Origin of the sequence: Rhizobium sp. FY34 (assembly GCF_005222845.1) — a bacterium.
In the GTDB taxonomy this organism is placed as follows: Bacteria; Pseudomonadota; Alphaproteobacteria; order Rhizobiales; family Rhizobiaceae; genus Neorhizobium.
In genome coordinates this window covers 428,390-450,191 of sequence record NZ_STFZ01000018.1, presented here as the reverse complement: position 1 = coordinate 450,191, position 21,802 = coordinate 428,390, and the positions used below count along the sequence as shown (strand labels likewise).

The 21,802-nt window shown below is 60.3% G+C and carries 22 protein-coding genes and 1 pseudogene; 13 read left to right on the top strand and 10 right to left on the bottom strand.

Features of this window, described 5'->3' with window-relative positions; genetic code table 11:
* Positions 1 to 7 precede the first annotated feature (7 nt).
* From E8M77_RS16420 to rpoH, 4 genes and pseudogenes are all read left to right on the top strand, one after another.
* Positions 8 to 286: a helix-turn-helix domain-containing protein gene (locus tag E8M77_RS16420; RefSeq protein WP_170975902.1), complete on the top strand. Its 279-nt coding sequence runs from the start codon at positions 8 to 10 to the stop codon at positions 284 to 286.
* Position 287: 1 nt separating this feature from the next.
* A pseudogene (locus E8M77_RS24270) lies at positions 288 to 401 on the top strand (RNA pseudouridine synthase); the annotation flags it as partial.
* 268 nt (positions 402 to 669) lie between these two features.
* Positions 670 to 1,455, top strand: a complete 786-nt coding sequence (locus E8M77_RS16410; RefSeq protein WP_137131692.1) for a class I SAM-dependent methyltransferase — start codon at positions 670 to 672, stop codon at positions 1,453 to 1,455.
* Between the two features lie 193 nt (positions 1,456 to 1,648).
* Positions 1,649 to 2,551, top strand: a complete 903-nt coding sequence (rpoH, locus tag E8M77_RS16405) for an RNA polymerase sigma factor RpoH (protein ID WP_137131691.1) — start codon at positions 1,649 to 1,651, stop codon at positions 2,549 to 2,551.
* Between the two features lie 60 nt (positions 2,552 to 2,611).
* On the opposite strand, the gene E8M77_RS16400 is transcribed toward rpoH, so the two are convergent.
* The 5 genes from E8M77_RS16400 to E8M77_RS16380 form a co-directional block, all read right to left on the bottom strand.
* Positions 2,612 to 3,406 carry a hypothetical protein gene (locus E8M77_RS16400; RefSeq protein WP_137131690.1) on the bottom strand — a complete coding sequence of 265 codons (795 nt, stop codon included), beginning with the start codon at positions 3,404 to 3,406 and terminating at the stop codon, positions 2,612 to 2,614.
* Positions 3,403 to 4,311 (bottom strand): ABC transporter ATP-binding protein, encoded by a 909-nt coding sequence (locus E8M77_RS16395; protein ID WP_137131689.1) that lies wholly within the window; start codon positions 4,309 to 4,311, stop codon positions 3,403 to 3,405. The genes E8M77_RS16400 and E8M77_RS16395 overlap by 4 nt, the downstream gene beginning before the upstream one ends.
* Before the next feature lie 55 nt (positions 4,312 to 4,366).
* Positions 4,367 to 4,798, bottom strand: a complete 432-nt coding sequence (gene fosX / locus E8M77_RS16390) for a FosX/FosE/FosI family fosfomycin resistance hydrolase (protein ID WP_137131688.1) — start codon at positions 4,796 to 4,798, stop codon at positions 4,367 to 4,369.
* Between the two features lie 141 nt (positions 4,799 to 4,939).
* A complete protein-coding gene (locus tag E8M77_RS16385) occupies positions 4,940 to 7,390 on the bottom strand; it encodes a hypothetical protein (RefSeq protein ID WP_137131687.1) in 2,451 nt (816 codons plus the stop codon).
* A 60-nt stretch (positions 7,391 to 7,450) separates the two neighbouring features.
* Positions 7,451 to 8,749 (bottom strand): adenylosuccinate synthase, encoded by a 1,299-nt coding sequence (locus tag E8M77_RS16380; RefSeq protein ID WP_137131686.1) that lies wholly within the window; start codon positions 8,747 to 8,749, stop codon positions 7,451 to 7,453.
* 233 nt (positions 8,750 to 8,982) lie between these two features.
* On the opposite strand from E8M77_RS16380, the gene E8M77_RS16375 reads away from it, so the two are divergent.
* Together E8M77_RS16375 and E8M77_RS16370 are read left to right on the top strand one after the other, a co-directional pair.
* The gene (locus E8M77_RS16375; protein WP_137131685.1) at positions 8,983 to 9,867 is read left to right on the top strand and encodes a DMT family transporter; all 885 of its coding nucleotides are present in this window, start codon (positions 8,983 to 8,985) and stop codon (positions 9,865 to 9,867) included.
* 146 nt (positions 9,868 to 10,013) lie between these two features.
* Entirely contained in the window at positions 10,014 to 10,811 is a 798-nt protein-coding gene (locus E8M77_RS16370) for a creatininase family protein (protein WP_137131684.1), read from the top strand.
* Between the two features lie 267 nt (positions 10,812 to 11,078).
* Here the strand turns inward: E8M77_RS16370 and E8M77_RS16365 are convergent, their stop codons facing one another.
* A complete protein-coding gene (locus E8M77_RS16365) occupies positions 11,079 to 12,044 on the bottom strand; it encodes a LysR family transcriptional regulator (protein ID WP_137131683.1) in 966 nt (321 codons plus the stop codon).
* 184 nt (positions 12,045 to 12,228) lie between these two features.
* On the opposite strand from E8M77_RS16365, the gene E8M77_RS16360 reads away from it, so the two are divergent.
* From E8M77_RS16360 to E8M77_RS16335, 6 genes are all read left to right on the top strand, one after another.
* Positions 12,229 to 13,245: an ABC transporter substrate-binding protein gene (locus tag E8M77_RS16360; RefSeq protein ID WP_137131682.1), complete on the top strand. Its 1,017-nt coding sequence runs from the start codon at positions 12,229 to 12,231 to the stop codon at positions 13,243 to 13,245.
* Positions 13,246 to 13,586: 341 nt separating this feature from the next.
* Positions 13,587 to 14,363, top strand: a complete 777-nt coding sequence (locus E8M77_RS16355; RefSeq protein ID WP_246659300.1) for an ABC transporter ATP-binding protein — start codon at positions 13,587 to 13,589, stop codon at positions 14,361 to 14,363.
* A complete protein-coding gene (locus E8M77_RS16350; RefSeq protein WP_137131680.1) occupies positions 14,363 to 15,184 on the top strand; it encodes an ABC transporter permease in 822 nt (273 codons plus the stop codon). Before E8M77_RS16355 ends, E8M77_RS16350 begins: the two co-directional genes overlap by 1 nt.
* The gene (locus tag E8M77_RS16345) at positions 15,184 to 16,500 is read left to right on the top strand and encodes a cytosine deaminase (protein WP_137131679.1); all 1,317 of its coding nucleotides are present in this window, start codon (positions 15,184 to 15,186) and stop codon (positions 16,498 to 16,500) included. The genes E8M77_RS16350 and E8M77_RS16345 overlap by 1 nt, the downstream gene beginning before the upstream one ends.
* A complete protein-coding gene (locus E8M77_RS16340; protein WP_137131678.1) occupies positions 16,493 to 17,908 on the top strand; it encodes an FAD-binding oxidoreductase in 1,416 nt (471 codons plus the stop codon). The genes E8M77_RS16345 and E8M77_RS16340 overlap by 8 nt, the downstream gene beginning before the upstream one ends.
* Positions 17,909 to 18,176: 268 nt before the next feature.
* The gene (locus tag E8M77_RS16335; protein ID WP_137131677.1) at positions 18,177 to 18,758 is read left to right on the top strand and encodes an NAD(P)H-dependent oxidoreductase; all 582 of its coding nucleotides are present in this window, start codon (positions 18,177 to 18,179) and stop codon (positions 18,756 to 18,758) included.
* Positions 18,759 to 19,202: 444 nt separating this feature from the next.
* Here the strand turns inward: E8M77_RS16335 and E8M77_RS16330 are convergent, their stop codons facing one another.
* The 4 genes from E8M77_RS16330 to E8M77_RS16315 all read right to left on the bottom strand — a co-directional run bounded on the left by E8M77_RS16330 (position 19,203) and on the right by E8M77_RS16315 (position 20,980).
* A complete protein-coding gene (locus E8M77_RS16330; protein WP_246659289.1) occupies positions 19,203 to 19,676 on the bottom strand; it encodes a GNAT family N-acetyltransferase in 474 nt (157 codons plus the stop codon).
* Positions 19,676 to 20,290 carry a LysE family translocator gene (locus tag E8M77_RS16325; RefSeq protein WP_137131676.1) on the bottom strand — a complete coding sequence of 205 codons (615 nt, stop codon included), beginning with the start codon at positions 20,288 to 20,290 and terminating at the stop codon, positions 19,676 to 19,678. Before E8M77_RS16325 ends, E8M77_RS16330 begins: the two co-directional genes overlap by 1 nt.
* Positions 20,291 to 20,457: 167 nt before the next feature.
* A complete protein-coding gene (locus E8M77_RS24475) occupies positions 20,458 to 20,721 on the bottom strand; it encodes a type II toxin-antitoxin system YafQ family toxin (protein WP_205910494.1) in 264 nt (87 codons plus the stop codon).
* Positions 20,699 to 20,980 carry a type II toxin-antitoxin system RelB/DinJ family antitoxin gene (locus E8M77_RS16315; protein ID WP_205910493.1) on the bottom strand — a complete coding sequence of 94 codons (282 nt, stop codon included), beginning with the start codon at positions 20,978 to 20,980 and terminating at the stop codon, positions 20,699 to 20,701. Before E8M77_RS16315 ends, E8M77_RS24475 begins: the two co-directional genes overlap by 23 nt.
* 171 nt (positions 20,981 to 21,151) lie before the next feature.
* Here E8M77_RS16315 and E8M77_RS16310 point away from each other — a divergent pair, with 171 nt between their 5' ends.
* Positions 21,152 to 21,721 (top strand): transglycosylase SLT domain-containing protein, encoded by a 570-nt coding sequence (locus tag E8M77_RS16310; RefSeq protein ID WP_137131675.1) that lies wholly within the window; start codon positions 21,152 to 21,154, stop codon positions 21,719 to 21,721.
* The last annotated feature ends 81 nt before the right edge of the window (positions 21,722 to 21,802 follow it).

Genomic DNA, 21,802 nt, shown 5'->3' with positions numbered 1-21,802 from the left:
AACACGGGTGAACAACGAGCCTATCACAATGCCGGCTGATCCCGCCGATGCCGAGGATTTCGATGTCACGGTCGAGGCCATGGACCGTGCACAGCGTGCCCGTCTCATCCGAAAGACAAGAACCGGGCTTGGCCTGTCGCAGTCCGAATTCGCCACGCGATTTCGGGTGCCCGTGGGCACGCTGCGTGATTGGGAACAGGCGCGGGCAACAGCACCGGATTTCGCCATCGCCTATGTCCGCGTCATCGCCCAGCACCCGGAAATGGTGGCAAAGGCTGTGGCCTAAACTACACGCCTTCCTTCTGGCGTTTGAGCATCCGCGCACCGGCGAGGTGATGGAGTTCCGCTCTCCCGTTCCAGCCGATATGGAAGAGCTGCTGGAAGCGCTCAGAAGCGAATAGCGAGGCTCACTCCATCAACTTGCGCGAAGCCACGACCGGCAAAACCTCGTCAAATGCGGCGATCAATACAATCTTTGCGTGTAATACTCAGAAACAGACTGTCCGCATTTTGGCGGTCGAAGACGCCGTAATTTCGCTTTATTGTTCCATCCTCTTCACCAGCGCAACATCAGGCAAGACCCGGAAACCTCTGCATCCAAAAAATTGCAGAGGCTGATGGATACACGGCCTGTTTCACAGCGCAGAAATACAACCTAGGGTATTCGGGATGGATGGTCAGGATCGAAAGTTTATTTTCGGCACACTGCAAAGCATAGAGGGATATATCGACCCACCGGATGCGCTGGTGTTTTCGACCCTGTTGCACGCCCAGACGCGTCGGGATCTGGCCGGCGCGCTGGCCGAGATCGGCGTCTATTATGGCCGCTCATATTACCTGATGCGCAAGATCGCTGGCAGCGAATGCCCGATCCTTGCCATCGACCTCTTCGATCAGGATGCAGGTACAGACGGACTGCCGCAGCAATACCAGCGCTTTGTGGAAAACGGTCGGCGGCTGGGTCTCTCGGTCGAGGAAAGCCTCGTGATCAAAGGTGACAGCACGCAGTTGCGCGCCAGCGATATCACCGACCGCGTTGGCGAAGTGCGTTTTTTCAGCATCGACGGCGGCCACCGCCTGCACCATGTGGCAGCAGACAGCGCCTTGGCCATGGCAACCATTGCCGATCATGGCGTCATCGTCTTCGACGATACATTCAACCCCGCATGGCCGGAGGTGACAGTGGGCGTGGCGGACTTCCTGCGCACGCATCAGGATCGCTTTTCCTGTTTCTGCATGACAAAATACAAGACGTATGTCTGCCGGACGGCATATCATGCCTTGTACCACGACATTATCGCTTCGTCCGCGGGACTCTCTGCCTTCGAGCAAACCGATACCGATTTCCTCGGATCGCGCGTCATCCGCCTGCACAATCCGATCGGCCGGCGCATGCTCTACGAATTGATGTGCCGTTCGGGAATGCGGGCGTTTTCCGAGCGCGCCTACCGTTAGGGGTGATCCACAGCCTTACCAAACCGTAATATCATAACGAGGACGTGACCCGCAGCTGCGCTTGAATCACTCTTTCGTCGCACCTATCTGTTTAAGTGGATCGGTGCGGGGTCAAGGGAATGAACCGCGCCGAACGGCTCGCCTCCGGCGATGGCCTCATGGGAGCCGGAACACGATCAGAAGGGGGTGCTTTATGGCCCGCAACAATTTACCGTCGATTACGGCCGGCGAAGCCGGCCTCAACCGCTATCTCGATGAAATCCGCAAGTTTCCGATGCTGGAGCCGCAGAAGGAATACATGCTGGCCAAGCGTTATGCGGAACATGGGGATCGCAACGCCGCCCATCAACTGGTAACGAGCCATTTGCGTCTCGTCGCCAAGATCGCCATGGGCTATCGCGGCTACGGCCTGCCGATCGGCGAAGTGGTGTCGGAAGGCAATGTCGGCCTGATGCAGGCGGTGAAGAAATTCGATCCGGAACGCGGCTTCCGCCTGGCGACCTATGCCATGTGGTGGATCAAGGCCTCGATCCAGGAATATATCCTGCGCTCCTGGTCGCTGGTGAAAATGGGCACGACCGCCAACCAGAAGCGCCTGTTCTTCAACCTGCGCCGCCTGAAAGGCAAGATCCAGGCGATTGAAGAGGGCGACCTGAAGCCCGACCAGGTGGCCGAAATCGCCACCAAGCTGAATGTTTCGGCCGAGGAGGTCATTTCCATGAACCGCCGCCTCTCCGGCGACGCCTCCCTGAATGCCCCGATCCGGGCGGCAGAGGGCGAAGCCGGCCAGTGGCAGGATTGGCTGGTGGATGAAAACGAAAGCCAGGAAGCGGTTCTGATCGAGCAGGACGAGCTGGAAACAAGAAGGCGCATGCTGGAACGGGCTCTTGGCGTGCTCAACGATCGCGAACGCCGCATTTTTGAGGCCCGCCGCCTGTCGGATGATCCGGTGACACTGGAAGAACTGTCGTCCGAATTCGACATTTCCCGCGAGCGCGTGCGCCAGATTGAAGTGCGCGCGTTTGAAAAGGTTCAGGAAGCGGTGCAGAAGGAAGCTTTGGCCCAGGCCAAGGCGCTGCGCGTCGTCGACGCGTAAGCCATTGCGGAACATCTCGAAGTGTCAGGCCGCCCGGCTTCCATCGGGCGGCTTTTTTTGTTACTCGGCAGACAATTGCTGGCGGGTGAAGGCAAGGAGCCCAGCGCCGGTGGCCGCAACAAGCCAGGCCGTCAGGATGGCAAGCCCCATCAGCGCCCGCTCCGGGGCAGCGCCGGAAAACAACCAGTCGCGCGCAGCATCGGCGACCAGCGACGGCAGTGGGATCAGCTCGCGCGTCGGGCCGAGATAGACTTGCAGGATGGATGCGCCGATCGCCAGCAGAAAGACCGGAATGACGGCGGCAAACATCGAGCGGCTGAGAATGGTGAGCAGAAAAACCAAGGAGGTCAAAACCGCAAGTTCCAGCATGGCAATGCTAAGGGCGCCGGCAAACACGGCAAGGCTGCCCGGACGGATCGACAAGAGCGACAGGCCTTCACCCTGCATCAGCGACTGGACGAGGCTGACAAAACCATTGGCGGTAAGCGCCAGCAGCAGGCCGATGGCAAGGCAGGTCAGGCAGGCCAGATATTTCGCCGCAAGCAGCTGGCTCCGGCTGGCGCGCGGCACCAGCAGCCGCCATGTGGCAAAGCGATATTCGGCAAAGACAACCGAGGAGAGGCCGATCGCATAGAAAAGATGGCCAACGGAATTGCCCGACACACCGAAAAGCCTGGCGGACGACAGAAGCAGATCCACCTCGCCGCGTGTCATCTGGCCGGTGCGCAGATAGACGAGCCCATCCAGCGATAGGCGAAACAGAACCGCCATCAGCGGCACGGAAAGAAAACCCCAGAACAGCACGGCAGGCTGGCGGGACAGCTTCTGCAATTCGGCGAAAAACAGCGCTCTCATTCTTCCATCTCCCGTGTCTGCGACAGGAACACTGATTCGAGATCCGGCTTCACCCATTTCGCCTCATGGATCCGCACGCCGCCGGTCACCAGCGAATGAATGAGATCCGGGACGTTCGACTGTTCCATCGTGATAAAGATGCCGCCTTCACCGGGCTCTGCCCCCTCGCCCAGTCTGGAGAGCAGTTGATCGGGGTGATCGACCTTCAGCCAGAAACGCCCCTTTCGATCCAACAGATCGGCCACAGCCCCTTCCGCCGCCAATTGCCCATGGCGCAGAATGGCCACCCGGTGGCAGATACGCTCCACCTCATCCAGCATATGGCTGGAAAGCAGCACAGTCATGCCGTCGCGCACCGCAAGATCGCGGATCAGTGAACGCATTTCCAGAATGCCTTCCGGATCAAGCCCATTGGTAGGTTCGTCCAGCACCAGGGCCTGCGGCTGGCCGATCAGCGTACAGCCGATACCGAGACGCTGCTTCATGCCCAGCGAATAGCCGGAAACCTTCTTGTTGGCCGCATCGAAAAGCCCCACCCGACGCAGCACCGCATCGACGGACAGAGGTGCTGCCGACAGGCGTGCCAGCATGTCCAGATGCTCGCGCGCCGTCAGAAACGGATAGAAGGCCGGCGCCTCGATCAGCATGCCGAAGCTTTGACGTGACAGAGGACCGGCCGGGGCGCCGAACAGCTCGACATGCCCGCTATCTGGACGGATGAGCCCTGCAATGATGCGCAATAGCGTGCTCTTGCCCGCACCGTTCGGGCCCAGCAGCCCATAGACCATGCCGCGCGGAATGCTGAGGCTGAGCCCATCCAGCGCCCGCACACCGGCTCCCCCTCGCCCGAAGGTCTTGCGGATATCGATCATCCGTATGGCGTCATCGGCACGCGCATCACCCATGGTGCATTCCTTCCGGCCGCCGGCCATTCGTCTTTCTGTCGGGGCTCGCCCCGGTCTATACCGTCTTGCGACCTAGCCCCTCGGCATAGCGTTTCAGACGGTCTTCCAGCGTGCCGGTATGCAGTTCGAACATATGGTTGTCGTCGTCGTAGAAGTAGATCGACTGCCCCTCGCCCGATACCCGCGAACGCCCGTCGCGCAGGTCAAGACCCAGCCTCTCGATGGCATTCAGGCAGGGACCGATCTCCGCTTCGTCGATTTTGAAGGCGATATGGTTATAGCTGCGAAACGGCAGCCGCTCGCCTTCCATGATGGCAAACCAGACCGGTTGCTTGTCACCCACCAGGAAGAAGCGCTCCCTAGACAGCGAAAATGTATCCTCGCCGCTGTCATAGATTTTTTGTGCGCCCAGCACCGCGACCAGGATCTCTTCCATGCGGTCAAGGTCGCGGACGATGAGGGTGATGTGACTGATCCCTTGCGTCATGCCGAAAGCTCCTGCGGCTTTGAATGCTTGGTGCCAGAAACGCCGCTCACCATGGCAGGAGCATGACATGCATGTTTGCTTGATATGAAAAATCCGCCGGATGACCTCCGGCGGATCGGTTTCAGACAAAGGCCTGGCCGATTACTGGCCGGGCGTCGGCGGAAGCGCCGCCCATTGGGTGATGGCATCGTTGAAGGCCTTGGCACCCGCCTGGCCCTTTTGCAGCGTCAACAGCGCCCGGCGACCGGTCGTGTAGACCAGCGGCACGTCGATCCAGTTGCGGCCCTTCAGGAGTTCCATGTTGCGCGAGCGCGCATCGGGGAAATCATTGAGCGCGATCATGTGGAAATCCGGGGTGATCTTGGCCGGCACTGCAATCAGCGCATCGCCGCGATCCTGTTCGGTCTGCTTCAGCGAAATCCGCTGCACACTGTCGATGGCGCCGCCTTCAAAGCCGGGCGGCAGCGAGAAGACGAATTCCACCAGATGGCTGGCCGGAAGCGAGGCATCGCTGTTGCGCTTGAAAGTGATCAGCGCCGTCAGGCCACGGTCGGGAACGCTGATGCGGCCCTGAACAACGGGTTCGGCACGGCCATTAGCGCCTGCTTCGTTCTGCAGAGACCAGGATACGGAACCTTCGACGGCAGCCGGTGAAGACTGGCCGATGCGTTCCTCGTAAAGGAAGATCTTTTCACCGGTCACAGCAGCCGTTGCTGCCGGATTGGCGGCAGGCGCTGCCGGCGCCGTTCCCGGTGCAGCACCCATGGCGGGCGTGCCGGCCTGTGCCGGAGCCTGACCCTGGGCCGGCGCCTGGCTCATGTCACCCGGCACATTCAATTGAGCGACCGACTGGCCGGTACCTGCAACCTGCGGACCACCGGCGCCCTCATCCACTTCACTGCCATTGGCAAGCAGTCTCTGGGTAAACTTGGAAGACCCGGCAGCCGGCGTGGCCGGTGTCGAGGTCCCAGCCGGAGCCTGCGCATTACCTGCCGCGCCTGCGGCCGGTTGCATGCCCGCAGGTGTCACCGCAGACGTTGCAGGCGCCGTGGTCTGCGGTGCCGAAGATCCGGCCACATCACCGATCACATCGTCCAGCGCGTCGCGGTTCATCCAGATGGCATAGCCACCACCACCCAGCAGCGCAACGCCCACCAGAGCCAGCAGAAGAACACCGTAATTACGCTTCGGCTTGGGGGCGACACGATAGGAAGGCGTTGCCGCTGCCATAAGATCGTCAAGTTCGTCTTCCGGCAGGCGCGAAGCCTGAGCGGCCGCATCGCCCGGCACATTCGCCGCAGCACCGGCCGCCAGAACGGCTGCACCAGAGCCGGCAGCGGTGGCCGCATTGCGGTCATAGCCGATCAGCTCTTCCAGATCGTTCCACGGATCGGCAGCCGCCGCCGGCGGCGGGGCCACCTGCTGTGCTGCCTGGCTGGGCTTCAGGAATTCGGCCAAAAGGTCATCGTCTGCGGCAAAGGAAGACGGGCGGGCGGCAGGCGGTGCGGCCTGAAATTCCGGCAGATCAGCGACGGGCGGCATTTTCGCCGTCGCCGGTGCATGCTGCTCGTGATCGAAATGGGCCGAAAAGATATCGGCAGCCGCATCGTCATGGGAGGAAACGCTGGATGCGGTCGATGTCTGTGGCGGTTCGGCCCAATCACCGGCAGAGGGCAATTCCGGCTGCAGTTCCTGCGTGCGTCTCAGGCTTTCGCTGAAATGCACAGGATCATGGGTGACGCGCTCGACATCGTCGGAAGCCATGAACCAGTCATCCGGCACGGCATTGGTCGCCGCAGCGGCTGGCCGTTCGGGCTCGACGTCTGCCGGATAGGCAGCGGATGGCAGGTCATCGGCAAACGGATCGACATCGACAACCGGCGCGGTGGACGGCGCATCCGGCCAGGCAGGCGCCGGCGCACGCGCGGCATAGCGCGGCTCATCGGAATATCGGTCTGCTTGCGGTTCCGGTTCCGGGTTGTGATACTCCGGCTCGGCATAGGCTGCGGCAACAGGCTGCGGCTCCTCATAGGCCGGCTCAGCATAAAGCGGCGCCTCTTCGGCCGGCTCGGCATAATCGGGGATTGCCGAGAGCGGCTCGGGCTCGGGCACGGCCTCAACCGCTGGCGCATCCTCCGTGACCGGCAGCTCAGCACTATCATAGGGCGCGGCATAGGCAGGCTGGGGCGCCAAAGGCTCCGGCTCCGCATAGGCAGACGGTTCCTGCTCGACGGCGGCCGAGGGCTCCGCATAGGTCTCTTCGGCATAGACCTGTTGTTCACGGGCCACAGGCTCAGGCTCGGGCGCCTGTGGAGGCTCCGGCTCATAGACCTCAGGCGCCAAGGATGCAGCGGCCACCGGTACGGCAAGCGCCGGCATGGCCTCGGCATGTTCCGCCTCGACCTCCACGATTGCCGCTTCCAGCTTGTCCAGCTGACGACGCAGCATGTCATCCGACGGACGCGGCTTCATATTCTCCAGCTGCCGCTGAACGGCACTGCGAGCCTTGTCGTAAACCCGGACACGCATCTCGGGAGTATTGTTCGCCAGGCCATCCACGGCCCGGCGAATAACCGCTACAAAATCAGCCATTGATACTTTCTCTTGATCACCGGCATCCTTGCCGAGTGAAAAGGTAGATAGCGCTGGACTTTAGTCTTCAAATGGGTCCGTCACAAGTATGGTGTCGTCCCGCTCAGGACTGGTGGAAAGAAGTGCCACCGGCGCGCCGATCAATTCCTCGACCTGACGCACGTATTTGATGGCCTGAGCCGGCAGATCGGCCCATTTGCGGGCCCCGACGGTTGATTCTTTCCAGCCTTCCAGCGTGATGTAGATGGGCTCGACGCGGGCCTGTGCGGCTTGTGCGGCGGGCAGATAGTCAATTTCCTGGCCGTCGAGCGTATAGCCGACGCAGATCTTCAGTTCATCAAGTCCGTCCAGAACATCAAGCTTGGTCAGCGCAATGCCTGTGATTCCATTGGTGGCGACCGACTGGCGCACCAGTGCGGCATCGAACCAGCCGCACCGACGCTTACGCCCGGTAACTGTGCCAAATTCATGACCCTTTTCGCCAAGGAACTGCCCAACTTCATCATGCAACTCAGTCGGGAACGGACCTTCGCCAACGCGCGTCGTATAGGCCTTGGTGATTCCCAGGATATAACCGAGCGAGCCGGGGCCCATGCCGGAACCGGCGGCAGCCTGACCGGCCACCGTGTTCGACGATGTCACGAAGGGATAGGTGCCGTGGTCGATATCAAGCAGCGAGCCCTGCGCGCCTTCAAACAGGATGCGCGAACCCTTGCGGCGCTCCTTGTCGAGCAGGCGCCAGACCGAATCCATGAAGGGCAGAACGCGATCGGCAATCGAGGTCAGCTCTTCCATGATGGTGGAATGCTCGACTTCCGGCGCACCGAAGCCGCGACGCAGTGCATTGTGATGGGTGAGAATACGCTCGACCTTGGCTTCCAGCGCATCGAGATCGGCCAGATCCATGACACGGATGGCGCGGCGGCCGACCTTGTCTTCGTAAGCCGGGCCAATGCCGCGGCGCGTGGTGCCGATCTTCGTGCCGCTGTTGGAGGCGGCGTCTTCGCGCATACCATCCAGTTCGCGGTGCAGGGACAGGATCAGCGTGGCGTTTTCGGCAATGCGCAGATTATCCGGCGTTACCTCGACATTCTGCGCCTTCAGGCGGCCAATTTCAGCGATCAGCGCATGCGGATCGACAACGACGCCATTGCCGATGACAGCCATCTTGCCGGGGCGCACGACGCCCGACGGCAGAAGCGAAAGCTTGTAGCTCACGCCATCGATGACCAGCGTATGGCCGGCATTATGACCACCCTGGAAGCGAACAACGATATCGGCGCGCTCAGAGAGCCAGTCGACAATCTTGCCCTTGCCTTCATCACCCCATTGCGAACCGATTACCACGACATTGGTCATTTCGAAGCTTTCCTGCTATGCCGCGAGGCCTCAACACCCGCTCAAACCGGCGCATCTATACTGTGTCATTTCCTGGAAAGCGACCCGTTTGTGACCTTTCCGCTGGTTTTTGCGTGACAGACTGCCGCGCGAGGCGTTATTTCCGGCGCAACCAAGGTCCGGGGGGCACGTGCGAGCGTGCTTCAATAAGAGTGAATCACGCTCTAAACCCCGATCCATCCGGGAGAATACCCTTGCATTTGAGAGCCTACCTGTTCCTCATCATCGCCACACTCTGCTGGGGTGGCAATGCGGTCGTCGGCAAGCTGGCCGTCGGCCATATCAGCCCGATGATGCTCACCATGTGGCGCTGGGTCTTTGCCTGCGCCATCATTTTCGCCATTTCCCTGCCGCAGCTGAAACGCGACTGGCCGGTGGCAAAGAAACACCTGCCGCTGATGATTTTCCTCGGTGCCGTGGGCTATACGCTGTTCAATGTGCTGCTCTATTCGGCCGTGCACTATACCACCGCCATCAATGTGGCGATCGAACAGTCGGGCATTCCCTTCCTGATCTTCCTTGCCAATTTCCTGCTGTTTCGCATTCGCGTGTCGATCGCCCAGATCCTCGGCTTTACGCTGACGCTGATCGGCGTGGCACTGACCGTCTCGCATGGAGACCTGAAGACACTGCTGTCGCTCACCGTCAATTTCGGTGATGCGCTGATGGTCATCGCGGTGATCGGCTATGCCGCCTATACGATTGCGCTGCGGTGGCGCCCGCCCGTAGACTGGCGCACGCTGATGGCCATCCCGGCGCTTGTCGCCCTTGTCTGCACGCTGCCGCTGGTGGCCTGGGAATACCAGAACGGTGCCGCCATCTGGCCGGATGCGTCCGGCTGGGCGGCCGCGCTCTATACCGGTGTGTTTGCCTCGCTGGTCGCTCAGATCCTCTATATCCAGGGCATCGGTCATATCGGCGCCAATCGCGCCGGCCTGTTCATCAACCTTGTGCCGGTGTTCGGCACACTGCTCTCGGTTCTGGTCATTGGTGAAAAACTCTATCCCTTCCATGTGCTGGCGCTGGCATTGGCACTGGGTGGCATCGCCATTGCCGAACGCTGGAAACCCGCCGCCTGACCGGTGACAGTCGCCGGTTGCCTTTGCGTGGGCCCGCAGATCTGCGAGCGCACGCAAAAAGGCAGCAAGCCGCACGGAATTTGGCGCTTTTCCAGCCCGCTTTCATCTCCTAATCCGGTAGAGACCGAGCGCAGGAGATGAAAGCCATGGCCAAGCCGTTTTACTGGAACGAACTCAACACGCTGGATTTTGCCGGTCTTTCGGCCGACAGCACCATCGCCATCCTGCCGCTTGCCTCCACCGAGCAGCACGGCCCGCATCTGCCGGTGGCAACCGATGTGGCGATTGCCCATGGCATGCTGACTGAGCTAAAGCGCCAGCGGCCGGATGATCTCGGCATTCTCGTGCTTCCGACACAGGAAATCGGCAAGGCCAACGAGCATATCCATGGCCCCGGCACGCTGTCCTTCGGCGCCGAACTGCTGATCCCCATGTGGACGGCGATCGGCGGCAAAGTGGCGGAAGCTGGTGTAAAAAAACTCGTCATGGTCAATTCGCATGGCGGCAATCTCGACATCATGAATATCGTGGCACGCGAAATGCGGGTGCGCTTCAACATGGCGGTGGTGGCCACCCAATGGGGCCGCTTCGGCCATCCAGACGGCCTGATCAGCGCCCGTGAACAGGCCTTCGGCATCCATGGCGGCGAGGTGGAAACTTCGCTGATGCTGCATTTCCGCCCGGAACTGGTGCGCATGGACAAGGCGCAGAATTTTATCTCGCGCGCCGAGGAGATGAAACAGCATTCGCGCTTCCTGCAGCCGCTGCCGCCGCATACGCTTGCCTGGATCGCCCATGATCTCAACCCGCATGGCGTGGTGGGCGATGCAAGCGCCGGCACCGCCGAAAAGGGCGGGGTGATCTGCCGCCACCAGGTATCCGGCTTCATCGAGCTGTTGCGGGATCTGGAACGCTATCCGCTGTCCAATCTCTATACGGTTTGAAGGCAGCTGCTGCCTCTGCGCTTGCGCCTGCGCTCTCGGCACCCCCCTCTGTCCTGCCGGACATCTCCCCCTCAAGGGGGGAGATCAGCAGAACGGCAACCGCTTATAGTCCCAACCCTCTGGCCCAGTTTCCACAAAAAAGTAAGGACGAGAGGTATCGGCTGCTCGATCTCCCCCCTTGAGGGGGTCCGAAGGACGGGTTGAGACCCGTGGCTCAACCCCGGTAGCCTGGCAAGGCAGAGGGGGTATTGGCCTGGGTACAGCCATTCAATCCCGCCCGCCGGCGTCGCGGGCCGGCTGCGGCGGCACATGGCCCTTCGCTTCCAGTTCGCCGACCAGCGCGCCCAGTTCCGCCAGAAGAAACTCGATGAATAGGCTGGTGGCCGTATCCAGCGTGGCGCGCGCGCGGGCAAACAGCTTCATCGGCTGATGGCGCCGGTACTGGTCTGACAGCGGCCGGAACATCAGTTCGCCGCGCCGGCATTCCTCCACCACATCCAGCGGATTGAGAAAGGTAAGGCCCGTGCCGCGCTTCACCAGATGGCGCAGCGTTTCCGGCGCGCCCGTCTCCACCACCGGCTCGACCGAAACCGGCAGCGGCGCCAGGATCAGATTGATCATCGCCCGCAGGCTCATGCCGTTCTGCGCCAGCACCAGCGGCTGCTGCAAGACCTCGACAAGATCCACCGGCCCCGCCTCCTTCGCCAGGCGATGGGTCGGCGGCAAGACGACGCCGATCGGAATGTCGAAAGTGGCCAGCGTGCGAAGCCCCGGCGTTGCCGGAATGTTGAAGCCGATGCCGATATCCGCCTCGCCCGACAGCACAGGATTGGTTGTGGTGGTCGCGCCATCAATCCCCAGCTGAATGCGCATGCGCGGATGCCGCTCGACAAACCGCGCAACGATTTCCGGCAGGGGACCGGCGGCAAGGCCGACAGTCGAGACCATCGATACCCGGCCCACCTGCGGCATTTTCAACCCCTTTACCCGCGTCTCCAGCCTGTCATAGGATTTCAGCACGTCGCGGATATGCTCGATGCACAGCTCCCCCGCCGCCGTCAGGCGAAGCCCGCGCGGCAGACGCTCGAAGATCGGCACTCCCAGCTCTTCCTCCAGCGCCAGGATCTGCCGGTTGACCGCCGAGGAGGCGACATTGAGGCGCGCCGCCGCCTTGCGGATCGATCCGCAACGGGCAATCTCGTCAATGTACTGGAGTTTTCGCGAATGCAGCATCGGCAACCTGTTGCTTAATTTTTCATCGTGACGCACAATTTGTGCAAGCATACACCAACCGATGCCGGAAAGGCATCAATCCGTGCGAATTTTGATGCTTTTCAAAGCGCAAATGCAATGGCTGAAATGCAGGCAAGGGAGACCCGCCACAAGGCTCCCAGAGGTGGAACAGGGGAACAATCAGATGGATACGCTTTACTACACCAAGACATATCTGGCCTCCATGGCCATTGGCGCGGGCCTTGCGCTGGCCGGCCCTGCCCTGGCGCTTGATGAAGTCTCCTATGGCACCAACTGGCTTGCCCAGGCCGAACATGGCGGCTTCTACCAGGCCGTCGCCGATGGCACCTATGAAAAGCACGGGCTGAAGGTCACCATCGTCCAGGGTGGACCGAATGCCGCCAACCGTTCGCTGCTGATTGCCGGCAAGGTGGATTTCTACATGGGCGGCCCGCTGGGCGACATGGATGCGGTCAAGGCAGGCATTCCGCTCGTCTCCGTCGCCTCGATGTTCCAGAAGGATCCGCAGGTTCTGCTGGCGCATCCCGATGCAGGCATCGAAAAATTCGAGGACCTCGCCAAACTCGACACCATTTTCATGGGCAAAGAAGGCTATGTCACCTATTTCGAATGGATGAAGAAGAACTTCAAGGGTTTCAAGGAAGAGCAGTACAAGCCCTATACCTTCAACCCTGCCCCCTTCATTGCCGACAAGAAGGCGGGGCAGCAGGGCTACCTCACTTCAGAACCCTATGAGATCGGCAATCAGGCCGGCTGGACGCCAAAGGTCTTCCTTCTGGCAGATGCCGGCTACAGCCCCTATTCGACGATGATCACCACCACGCAGAAGATGGTCGACACCAAATCGGACGTGGTGCAGCGCTTCGTCGATGCCTCGATCGAGGGCTGGTATTCCTACCTTTACGGCGACAACAAGAAGGCCAACGACCTGATCAAGAAGGACAATCCGGAAATGACGGATGGCCAGATCGCCTATTCCATCGCCAAGATGAAGGAATACGGCATTCTGGAATCGGGCGATGCGCTGACCAAGGGCATCGGCTGCATCACGGATGAGCGCTACAAGAAATTCTTCGAGGAAATGGTGCAGATCGGCGTGCAGGCAGCCGACCTTGATTACAAGAAGGCCTATTCGACGAAATATGTCTGCAAGGGCGTCGGCATGGCGCTGAAGAAGTAAGCCGACGGGTCTCACGGCCTGCGCAAGATACCCCCTCTGGCCTGCCGGCCATCTCCCCCACAAGGGGGGAGAGAAACCGCGGCAACGTGCCTGGCCCCAACCGCCAAAGCGAGATGCCGGGTTAAGCCCTCCCCCTTGTGGGGAGGGTTTGGGAGGGGACTTTTCCAAAAGACATCTCCCCCGTCAGGGGGAGATGTCCGGCAGGACAGAGGGGGGTGACGACACCCGCTGTATCGTCGGCAGATTTACCAAGGGCCGCCCTTTGATCACATAACGGAATGACAAATTTGCATTACCCAGAAACCCCACCCACCGAGACCCGCAAGCGCCCGCTGGTGGTGATGTCGGGCGTCTCGAAAAGTTTCTCCAGCGGCACGCTGGCGCTATCGGACATGTCGCTGACCGTCGAAAACGGCGAATTTGTCAGCCTGCTCGGCCCATCCGGCTGCGGCAAGTCGACGGCGCTGCGCATCATCTCCGGTCTGGGCGACGTGACGTCCGGCGAGATCGACTGGCCGGCCTCGCGCATCAATTCCAAGGGCCTGCCGGAGGGCGACATTTCCTTCGTCTTCCAGGAACCTACGCTGATGCCCTGGCAGACCGTGTTCGGCAATGTCTACCTGCCGCTGCGGCTGCGGCGCATTTCGAAAGCGGCAGCGCGCGACGAGATCATGGCCTGCCTCGACATGGTGGGCTTGAAGGATTTCGCCGATGCCTATCCGCGCGAACTGTCGGGCGGCATGAAGATGCGCGTCTCGATTGCCCGCGCGCTGGTGACCAAGCCGAAACTTCTGCTGATGGACGAGCCCTTTGCGGCCCTTGATGAAATCACCCGTCAGAAGCTGAATGACGACGTGCTGCGGCTGTGGCGCGAGACGGGCATTACCGTCATCTTCGTCACCCATTCGGTATATGAAAGCGCCTATCTGTCCAACCGCATCGTGGTGATGAGGGCGCGGCCAGGCGGGGTACATGCGGACTTCCCGCTGGTCACCAGCCTGGAGCGCGGCCCGCTTTACCGCACCTCGGAAGAATATCGCGCCACCTGCGAAAAAGTCTCGCAATCCCTATTGGAGGCCATAGGGTTTCCGCTTGCAAACGGCCTGGAGATGCATTGATGACAGCGGCCCTTGATGCAAACCTGATCCGCCGCCACCGTGAAACCATGCTGCGCGTGCTCATCCCGATCAGCGTGGTGGTCTGCCTCATCCTTCTCTGGCAGGTTCTGGTGACGGCCAGCGGCGTGCCGCAATATATCCTGCCGGGACCGAGCGCTGTCGGTGTCTCGCTGGTGAAGGACTGGGGCACGCTGGCACCGGCGCTTTGGGTCACCACCAAGATCACGCTGTCGGCGCTGGCGCTGGCGCTTCTTGGCGGCGTCGGCATGGCCGTCTTTCTCGTCCAGTCGAAATGGATCGAGACGGCCTTTTATCCCATCGCCGTCATTCTGCAGGTGACACCCATCGTGGCTGTCGCGCCGTTGATCCTCATCTATGCGCCCTCCACGCAGGTGGCGCTTCTCATCTGCGCCTTCCTCGTCGCCTTCTTCCCGATTCTCTCCAACATGGTGCAGGGGCTAAAGAGCGTTGATCATAACCTGTTGAACCTGTTTGATCTTTATGGCGCATCACGGCTCCAGACGCTCCTTTATCTGAAGCTTCCCGCCTCGCTTCCCTATTTCATGACCGGCCTGAAGATCGGTGGCGGCCTGTCGCTGATTGCCGCCGTGGTGGCCGAATTTGCCGCGGGCTCGGCAGGCGCCGGTTCCGGCCTTGCCTTCCGCCTGCTCGAAGCCCAGTACCGCCTCAACATCCCGCGCCTGTTTGCCGCCCTCATTCTTCTATCGGCCCTCGGCGTGGTGATTTTCGGCATCACCTCCTTCATCGCCTGGCTCAGCCTGCATCGCTGGCACGAAAGCAGCATAAGGAGAGAAAACTGATGAGTTTCTGCGATTTGCCCAAGGCCCCGCATTATGTGCTGGCCAATGCAACGCTTCCCGCCATCACCGTGGAAGGCTTTTCAGCGCCCTCCCAGGAAGGTTTGGTCTCAGCCGATCTTGTGATTTCCGATGGCCGGATCGATGCCATTCTGGCGCCAGGTACCGCGCCGGCTGCCCTTCCCCGCGCCGATCTGCGCCAGGGCATGGTCTGGCCCTGCTTTGTCGATATGCACACCCATCTCGACAAGGGCCATATCTGGGACCGCCGCCGCAATCCGGATGGCACATTCACAGGCGCGCTCGAAAATGTCGGCGCCGACCGTATGGCCAACTGGAATGCCGAGGATGTGCGCGCCCGCATGGAGTTTTCGCTGAAAACGGCCTATGCGCATGGCACCAAGCTGATCCGCACCCATCTCGACAGCATCGCACCGCAGCACCGTATCTCGTTCGAGGTGTTTTCGGAGCTTCGCGCGGCCTGGGCCGGCCGGATCGAATTGCAGGCCGCAGCGCTTTTCGGCTTCGACCAGCTGAATGATGCAGCCTTCTTTAAGGATCTGCTCGAGGTGATCGTGGCGCATGGCGGCATTCTGGGCGGCGTGACCTATCCCATGCCGGAACTCGAACAGAAGCTCGACATGCTGTTTCGTGCAGCCAGCGACAAGGGCCTCGACATCGACCTGCATGTGGACGAGACGCAGGACCGCGACGTGCTGACGCTGAAGCTGATTGCGGACGCCAAGATCCGCAACGGTTTTGAAGGCGCCGTCACCGTCGGCCATTGCTGCTCACTCGCCCGCCAGGACGAGGACGTCGCCAAACGCACCGTAGAGCTTGTGGCAAAGGCCGGTCTTTCCGTCGTCTCGCTGCCCATGTGCAACATGTATCTGCAGGATCGCCAGTCCGGCCGCACACCGCGCCAGCGCGGCGTTACCCTGTTTCATGAACTGGCCGCCGCCGGCGTGCCGACTGCTGTGTCCTCCGACAATACCCGCGATCCCTTCTATGCCTATGGCGATCTGGATGGTGTCGAAGTGTTTCGCGAGGCTGTGCGCATCCTGCATCTCGACCATCCGCTGGATGACGCTGCCCGCGTGATGACGGTAACGCCCGCCGATATTCTGGGCCGACCGGATATCGGCCGCATCAAAGCCGGCGCGCCCGCCGATCTCGTGCTGTTTTCCGCACGGCGCTGGAGCGAATTCCTTTCCCGTCCGCAGGCGGACCGCATCGTGGTGCGGAATGGCATGGGCATCGACCGCCGCCTGCCGGATTACCGTGACCTTGACCCAATCCTGGATCGATCCAATGGCTGATTACGCACAGATCAAGAAAGACCTCGAAGGCATTGCGGTGGAGGATAATCCGGCGCTGGTGCGCCAGAAAAGCCGCGATTTCTACTGGTATTCGCCCATACTCAAGGCCGAACTCGACCATGTGACGGCAGACCTCATCGTCTCGCCGACCTCAGAGGAAGAGGTGATCCGCACGCTGAAAGTGGCCTATGCGCATGGCGTGCCGGTGACGCCCCGTGGTGCCGGCACCGGCAATTACGGCCAGGCCATGCCGCTATCGGGCGGCATCGTGCTCAACCTCATCAACATGAACAAGGTCAAGGAAATCCATCCCGGCCGCGTCATCTGCGAGCCCGGCATCGTGATTGCCGAGCTTGACCGGCAGACCAAGGCGCATTCCGGCCAGGAACTGCGCTTTCATCCGTCAACCGCCCAGTCTGCCACCATTGGCGGCTTCATTGCCGGCGGTTCCGGCGGCGTCGGCTCCATCCACTGGGGTGGGCTTCGCGATCTGGGCAATATCCTGCGGCTGCGCGTCGTGACGATGGAAGCCGAACCGCGCGTGCTCGACCTGACCGCTTGGGACCTGCAGAAGGTCAGCCATGCCTATGGCACCAATGGCATCATTACCGAGGTCGAAATGCCGCTGGCGCCTGCCTATGACTGGGTGGATGTGCTGGTCGGCTATGATGATTTCATGGATGCGGTGCGGCTCTCGGATGCGCTGGCCCACAAGAACGGCCTGCTTTTGAAGGAAGTCGCGCCGATTGCCGCGCCGATTCCTTATGATTTCTTTCCGCGCCACAAGCCGTTTATCCGCCATCGCGGCCAGTCGATCGTCGTCCTGATGGTGGCGCCGCATTCCATCGAACCCCTTCTGGCACTGACCCAGCGGATGAAGGGCGAAATCCTGTTCCGCTCCGACAAGGTGGAGAGCATGAAGGGCATTCCGCATGCCTATGAACTGGCCTGGAACCACACGACGCTGCGCGCCCTGAAGGTCGATCCGTCCTTCACCTATTTGCAGGTGCAATATCCAGGCCCCGACCATGTGGAAAAGGTCGGCAAGATGGTGGAAATCTTTGGCGATGAAGTGCCCGGCCATCTCGAATTCATCAAGTTCGATGGCCGCATGCAATGCTCCGGCCTGCCGCTGGTGCGCTACACGACGAAAGAGCGACTGGAGGAAATCATCCGCATCCATGAGGACAATGGCTGCCCGATCTTCAATCCGCACCGCTATACGCTGGAAGAAGGCGGCATGAAGCAGACCGACGAGGTGCAACTGTCCTTCAAGAAGGAAACCGATCCGAAGGGCCTGCTCAATCCCGGCAAGATGATCGCCTGGGACAATCCCGATTTCGATTTCAAGGCCGGCAAGAACTACCTGTTTCCCGGCCTGCAGGCCTTTGCCGAAGCGGGGGAATAGGATTGCGCTAAAGTTGCGCATCGGTTTACCCCCCTCTGCCCTGCCGGACACAGAAAGATCAGAACCAAGAAAAAACCGCCACATCACTCATTCCGAAGGTACTCCCGGCCGGAACTTCAAATCCGGCACATGTCACACGAGACATGGCACCCTCTCTCCCTCGGCCTGGCGGCGAAGGGCACGGGTGCTGGGACAAACGGCGCGGACGTTTTGACTATGCCCCCTGAAGGCCAGCAAAGCCTTGCGGGCAAATTTGGAGCCTTTTCAAATGCGCGTTCTCGTTCTGCATTCCCATCCCGTGGAAGAAAGCTATGGCAAGGCCCTGTTTCGCCAGACCTGCGAAAGCCTGGAACAGGCCGGCCATACGGTGGATGCCTGCGATCTTTATGCGGAAGGCTTTGATCCGGTGCTCTCGGCCCACGGCCGGCGCATCTATCACGACTATCCAGACAACATGGCCGGCGTTGAAGACTATGTGGCGCGGCTGAAACAGGCGGAAGGCCTCGTCATCTGCACGCCGGTGTGGAATTTCGGCTTTCCCGCCATGCTGAAGGGCTATATCGACCGCGTCTGGCTGCCCGGCGTGTCCTTTGCGCTGGAGGATGGAAAGCTGACGCCGACGCTTCGCCATATCCGCAAGCTGGCCGCCGTCATGACCTATGGCGGCACGCCGATGCGCGCCTTTCTGGTGGGAAATCCGCCGAAAAAGATCATCAAACGGGTCATCCGGGCGCAGATCAAGATTGGCGCACCGGTGCGCTTTCTTGCCCATTACGACATGAACAATTGCACGCCGGAAACCCGCGCGGCCTTTCTCGACAAGGTCCGTGACGAGATGGAGCGGTTTTGAGCCATAGTCTGATGACGCGTTTCAATGATCGAAGAGATCAGAATGTGTCCCCATGCGCGTGAACACGACCGCTTCCGTTTTTCCGGTGACCGAAATCTGTTAGATCAGCAGGACATTCCCGCCAATATGGCCCGGTCGGCGCGAAGCTGTTATTCTGGCCAACTCGAAGAACAAACGAGGAAACTGTAGCCTTAGAGTGGCTTCCGCGTCCGCTTGTCGCAGTATTGCAAAACGCCACCCTATTGTGACGGAAGGGGAACGTCACATTCAACTGTCACTGTTAGGTACGCCCAAAGGTTACATTAGGCGAAACACTTTCGCAAAAGCCCCCTACAATTCACTCAGTTTTGCGACCGACTTTTGCAACAAAAATTCTCAAATGATTTCAGCGAGCAGCTGACACGCTGAAAAGTCAGGATTTTCGCAACAATTGGCTATAAACCATTAGCGGTTGGAAGAGTCTATGAGCGCCTTTTCCATATCTACGATAGTAAAACCCGGCCTAGCCGTATTCGGGCGACGTCCAGTTTCACGGTATCCGAGCTTCTGGTATAGGGCGATATTCCTATTCATAAGCGCATTGGTGTAGAGCGTCATGAGGGCTTTACCAGCAAGGCGAGCGCGATGTTCCGCCTCTGCGATCAGACTAGGTCCGATGCCTTTTCCTGCGTTGTCCGGATGAACAGCCACACTGAAAATCAGATGATGGTCATCACCCCGCTCAATAGCGACAAGCCCGAGCACCGATTCACCCTCGCAAGCCAGCAGAACGTCGCCGCGTTCGATGCGGGGGCCGTGATCGTCTGTCATGGGCTGGGGCGGATAGCCTAAAACGGGTAGCCAGACCGCATAAGCCTTTTGCGTGATCGAGTGAACGACAGGCAAGTCCTCAGGATTGGCTTCTCTAATCTCGATCATTAATTTCGTGTCGCGATAGCGGCCGCGGCCCCGCCCAGAGCGACGGCTCCAATCCGGTTGGCAATCCGTGTGGCACGAGGGGTTCGCAACAGAAGCCGCGCCTTATGGGCGAGGAATGTCCAGGTCAGATCGATCGCGGCCAGCGTCATCAGCGTGACGGCGGCGAGAATCGCCCATTCCCGAACTCCTGTCTCCGAAAGGTCGATCAAGGATGGCAGAAGGGCAAGGTAGAACACCATGATCTTCGGGTTGCCCAAGGTGAGCGCCATGCCCGCACCGAACATGGACAAGGGCGAAGCCCGTCGAGGAAGATCGTCAGCAGCCTCGCCCACCGGCATGCGCCACATCTTGAACGCCAGCCAGCAGAGATAGGCGACGCCGAGCCACTTCAGGAGATGAAAACCGAACTGAAATGTCTGCGCCAGCGCGGTGAGGCCAGCCATCGCCATCGTGAGCCAGATCACCTCGCCAATCCACATGGCAGCGACGAACGGAATAACGTCGCGCCAACCGCTGGTCATCACACGCGATACCAGAGCGGCGATGCTCGGGCCTGGAGTTCCCGCATTCAGAAGCAGGGCCCCGGCAAAGATGGCAACAGACATTAATTCCATGGCTTCCTCGGGTTAGATTGACCTAGAAAACAAATCATAGCCCATCAATGATCGCTCTTCTATGCACTCGCGAAAATCCCGACTAAAATTTCGATTTTGCGCCTGATATTTGCGACGCAAAACACAGGCTCCCTCGACCATCAAAGTCCATATTCTGCTTTTGTTCGTCAAGTTGGCCAAAATCCCACGTTCGAGCCGACTGGGCCAATATGGCATTCGCGAAATCCCTGCCACTCACCCTTCAAAGGATGGTCCAGCCATTCGGGACCGAGTGGCGCGTCGGCAGCGATCAGAAGAAGCATGACCTCCTTCGCCCTTGCAATGTCGTATCGACCGGACCGCGATTGCGTCTCCCAGTCTTTGAGGAAGGATCGCGTATAATCCAGGGTGCGGGACAGTCGTGACCGCTTATCGCCCGCTACTCTTTTCAAGGCTCGACAAGAGCGCCTCTGCCGAATTGAAACGGGCTCTGCGCTCGCTAACGATCGCCCTGGCTTCTGCCATAGCCTCCAATGTGCGCGTATTCGGGATGGTCAGCGCAGCCGGATAGCCATTCTCCTCAACCACACGATCGAGGAACATGCGCACGGCCTGCGGCAGGGACAGACCGACTGCACCAAGCGCATCCGTCGCCCGGCGCTTGGTGTCCTCGTCGATTGGCACGGGAAGCACCGTTGCTTCGGAACTCATGGCATATCTCCTTTGCCTCGAAGATGGCGGCGAAGGGCTTTGCCGTCGAGGACGGCCGCCAAATGCCATGCCTGTTTGCCAAGGGCGGCGCGTGCCGGAAAACCTCGGACATCTCTCAACCTTTAATTAAACTTTACGGCCTATTAATCTCTTGGAACAAGAGGTTAAGCGATGCGTATTGCGTTTTTCATCGCCCTTCTGGTTCTTGCCGGTTGCGGAACAGCACCGAGCAGGATCGACAATGCTTGCGCCATCTTTGCGCAGCGTGACGGGCTCTTCAACAACTGGGCACGCGAGGCAAGACACGCATCGCGCGAATATGGCGTCCCCGTGCCGGTGCTGATGGCGACGATCTATACCGAATCCGGTTTCCGCGCCTATGCCAAGCCGCCACGCACCAAGCTCTTGGGCTTCATCCCCTGGAAGCGCCGCTCGTCGGCCTATGGTTACGCACAGGCGCTGGATGGCACCTGGGCCGTCTACCAGCGCGAGACAGGCCGTTGGGCGGCAAGCCGGACCGATTTCGGCGACGCCATTCATTTCGTCGCCTGGTATCACAGCAAGAGCAACAAGCGGAACGGCATTGCCCTGAACGACGGCTATCGCCTCTATCTCGCCTATTATGCCGGCCATGCGGGCTATGAGCGCGGGCAGTTCACCTCCGCCATTCGCGGTGCCGCCCAGCGCTCGGCTGGCATTGCAGACCGCTATGAGCGGCAATTGCGCGCCTGCAGCAATTGACAAAAAGACCGCCCGCCTTGCGCTGGCGCAAGGACAGGCGCAAAGCCGTCATATGGAAGTGATATCCATGTCGCAGAGGTG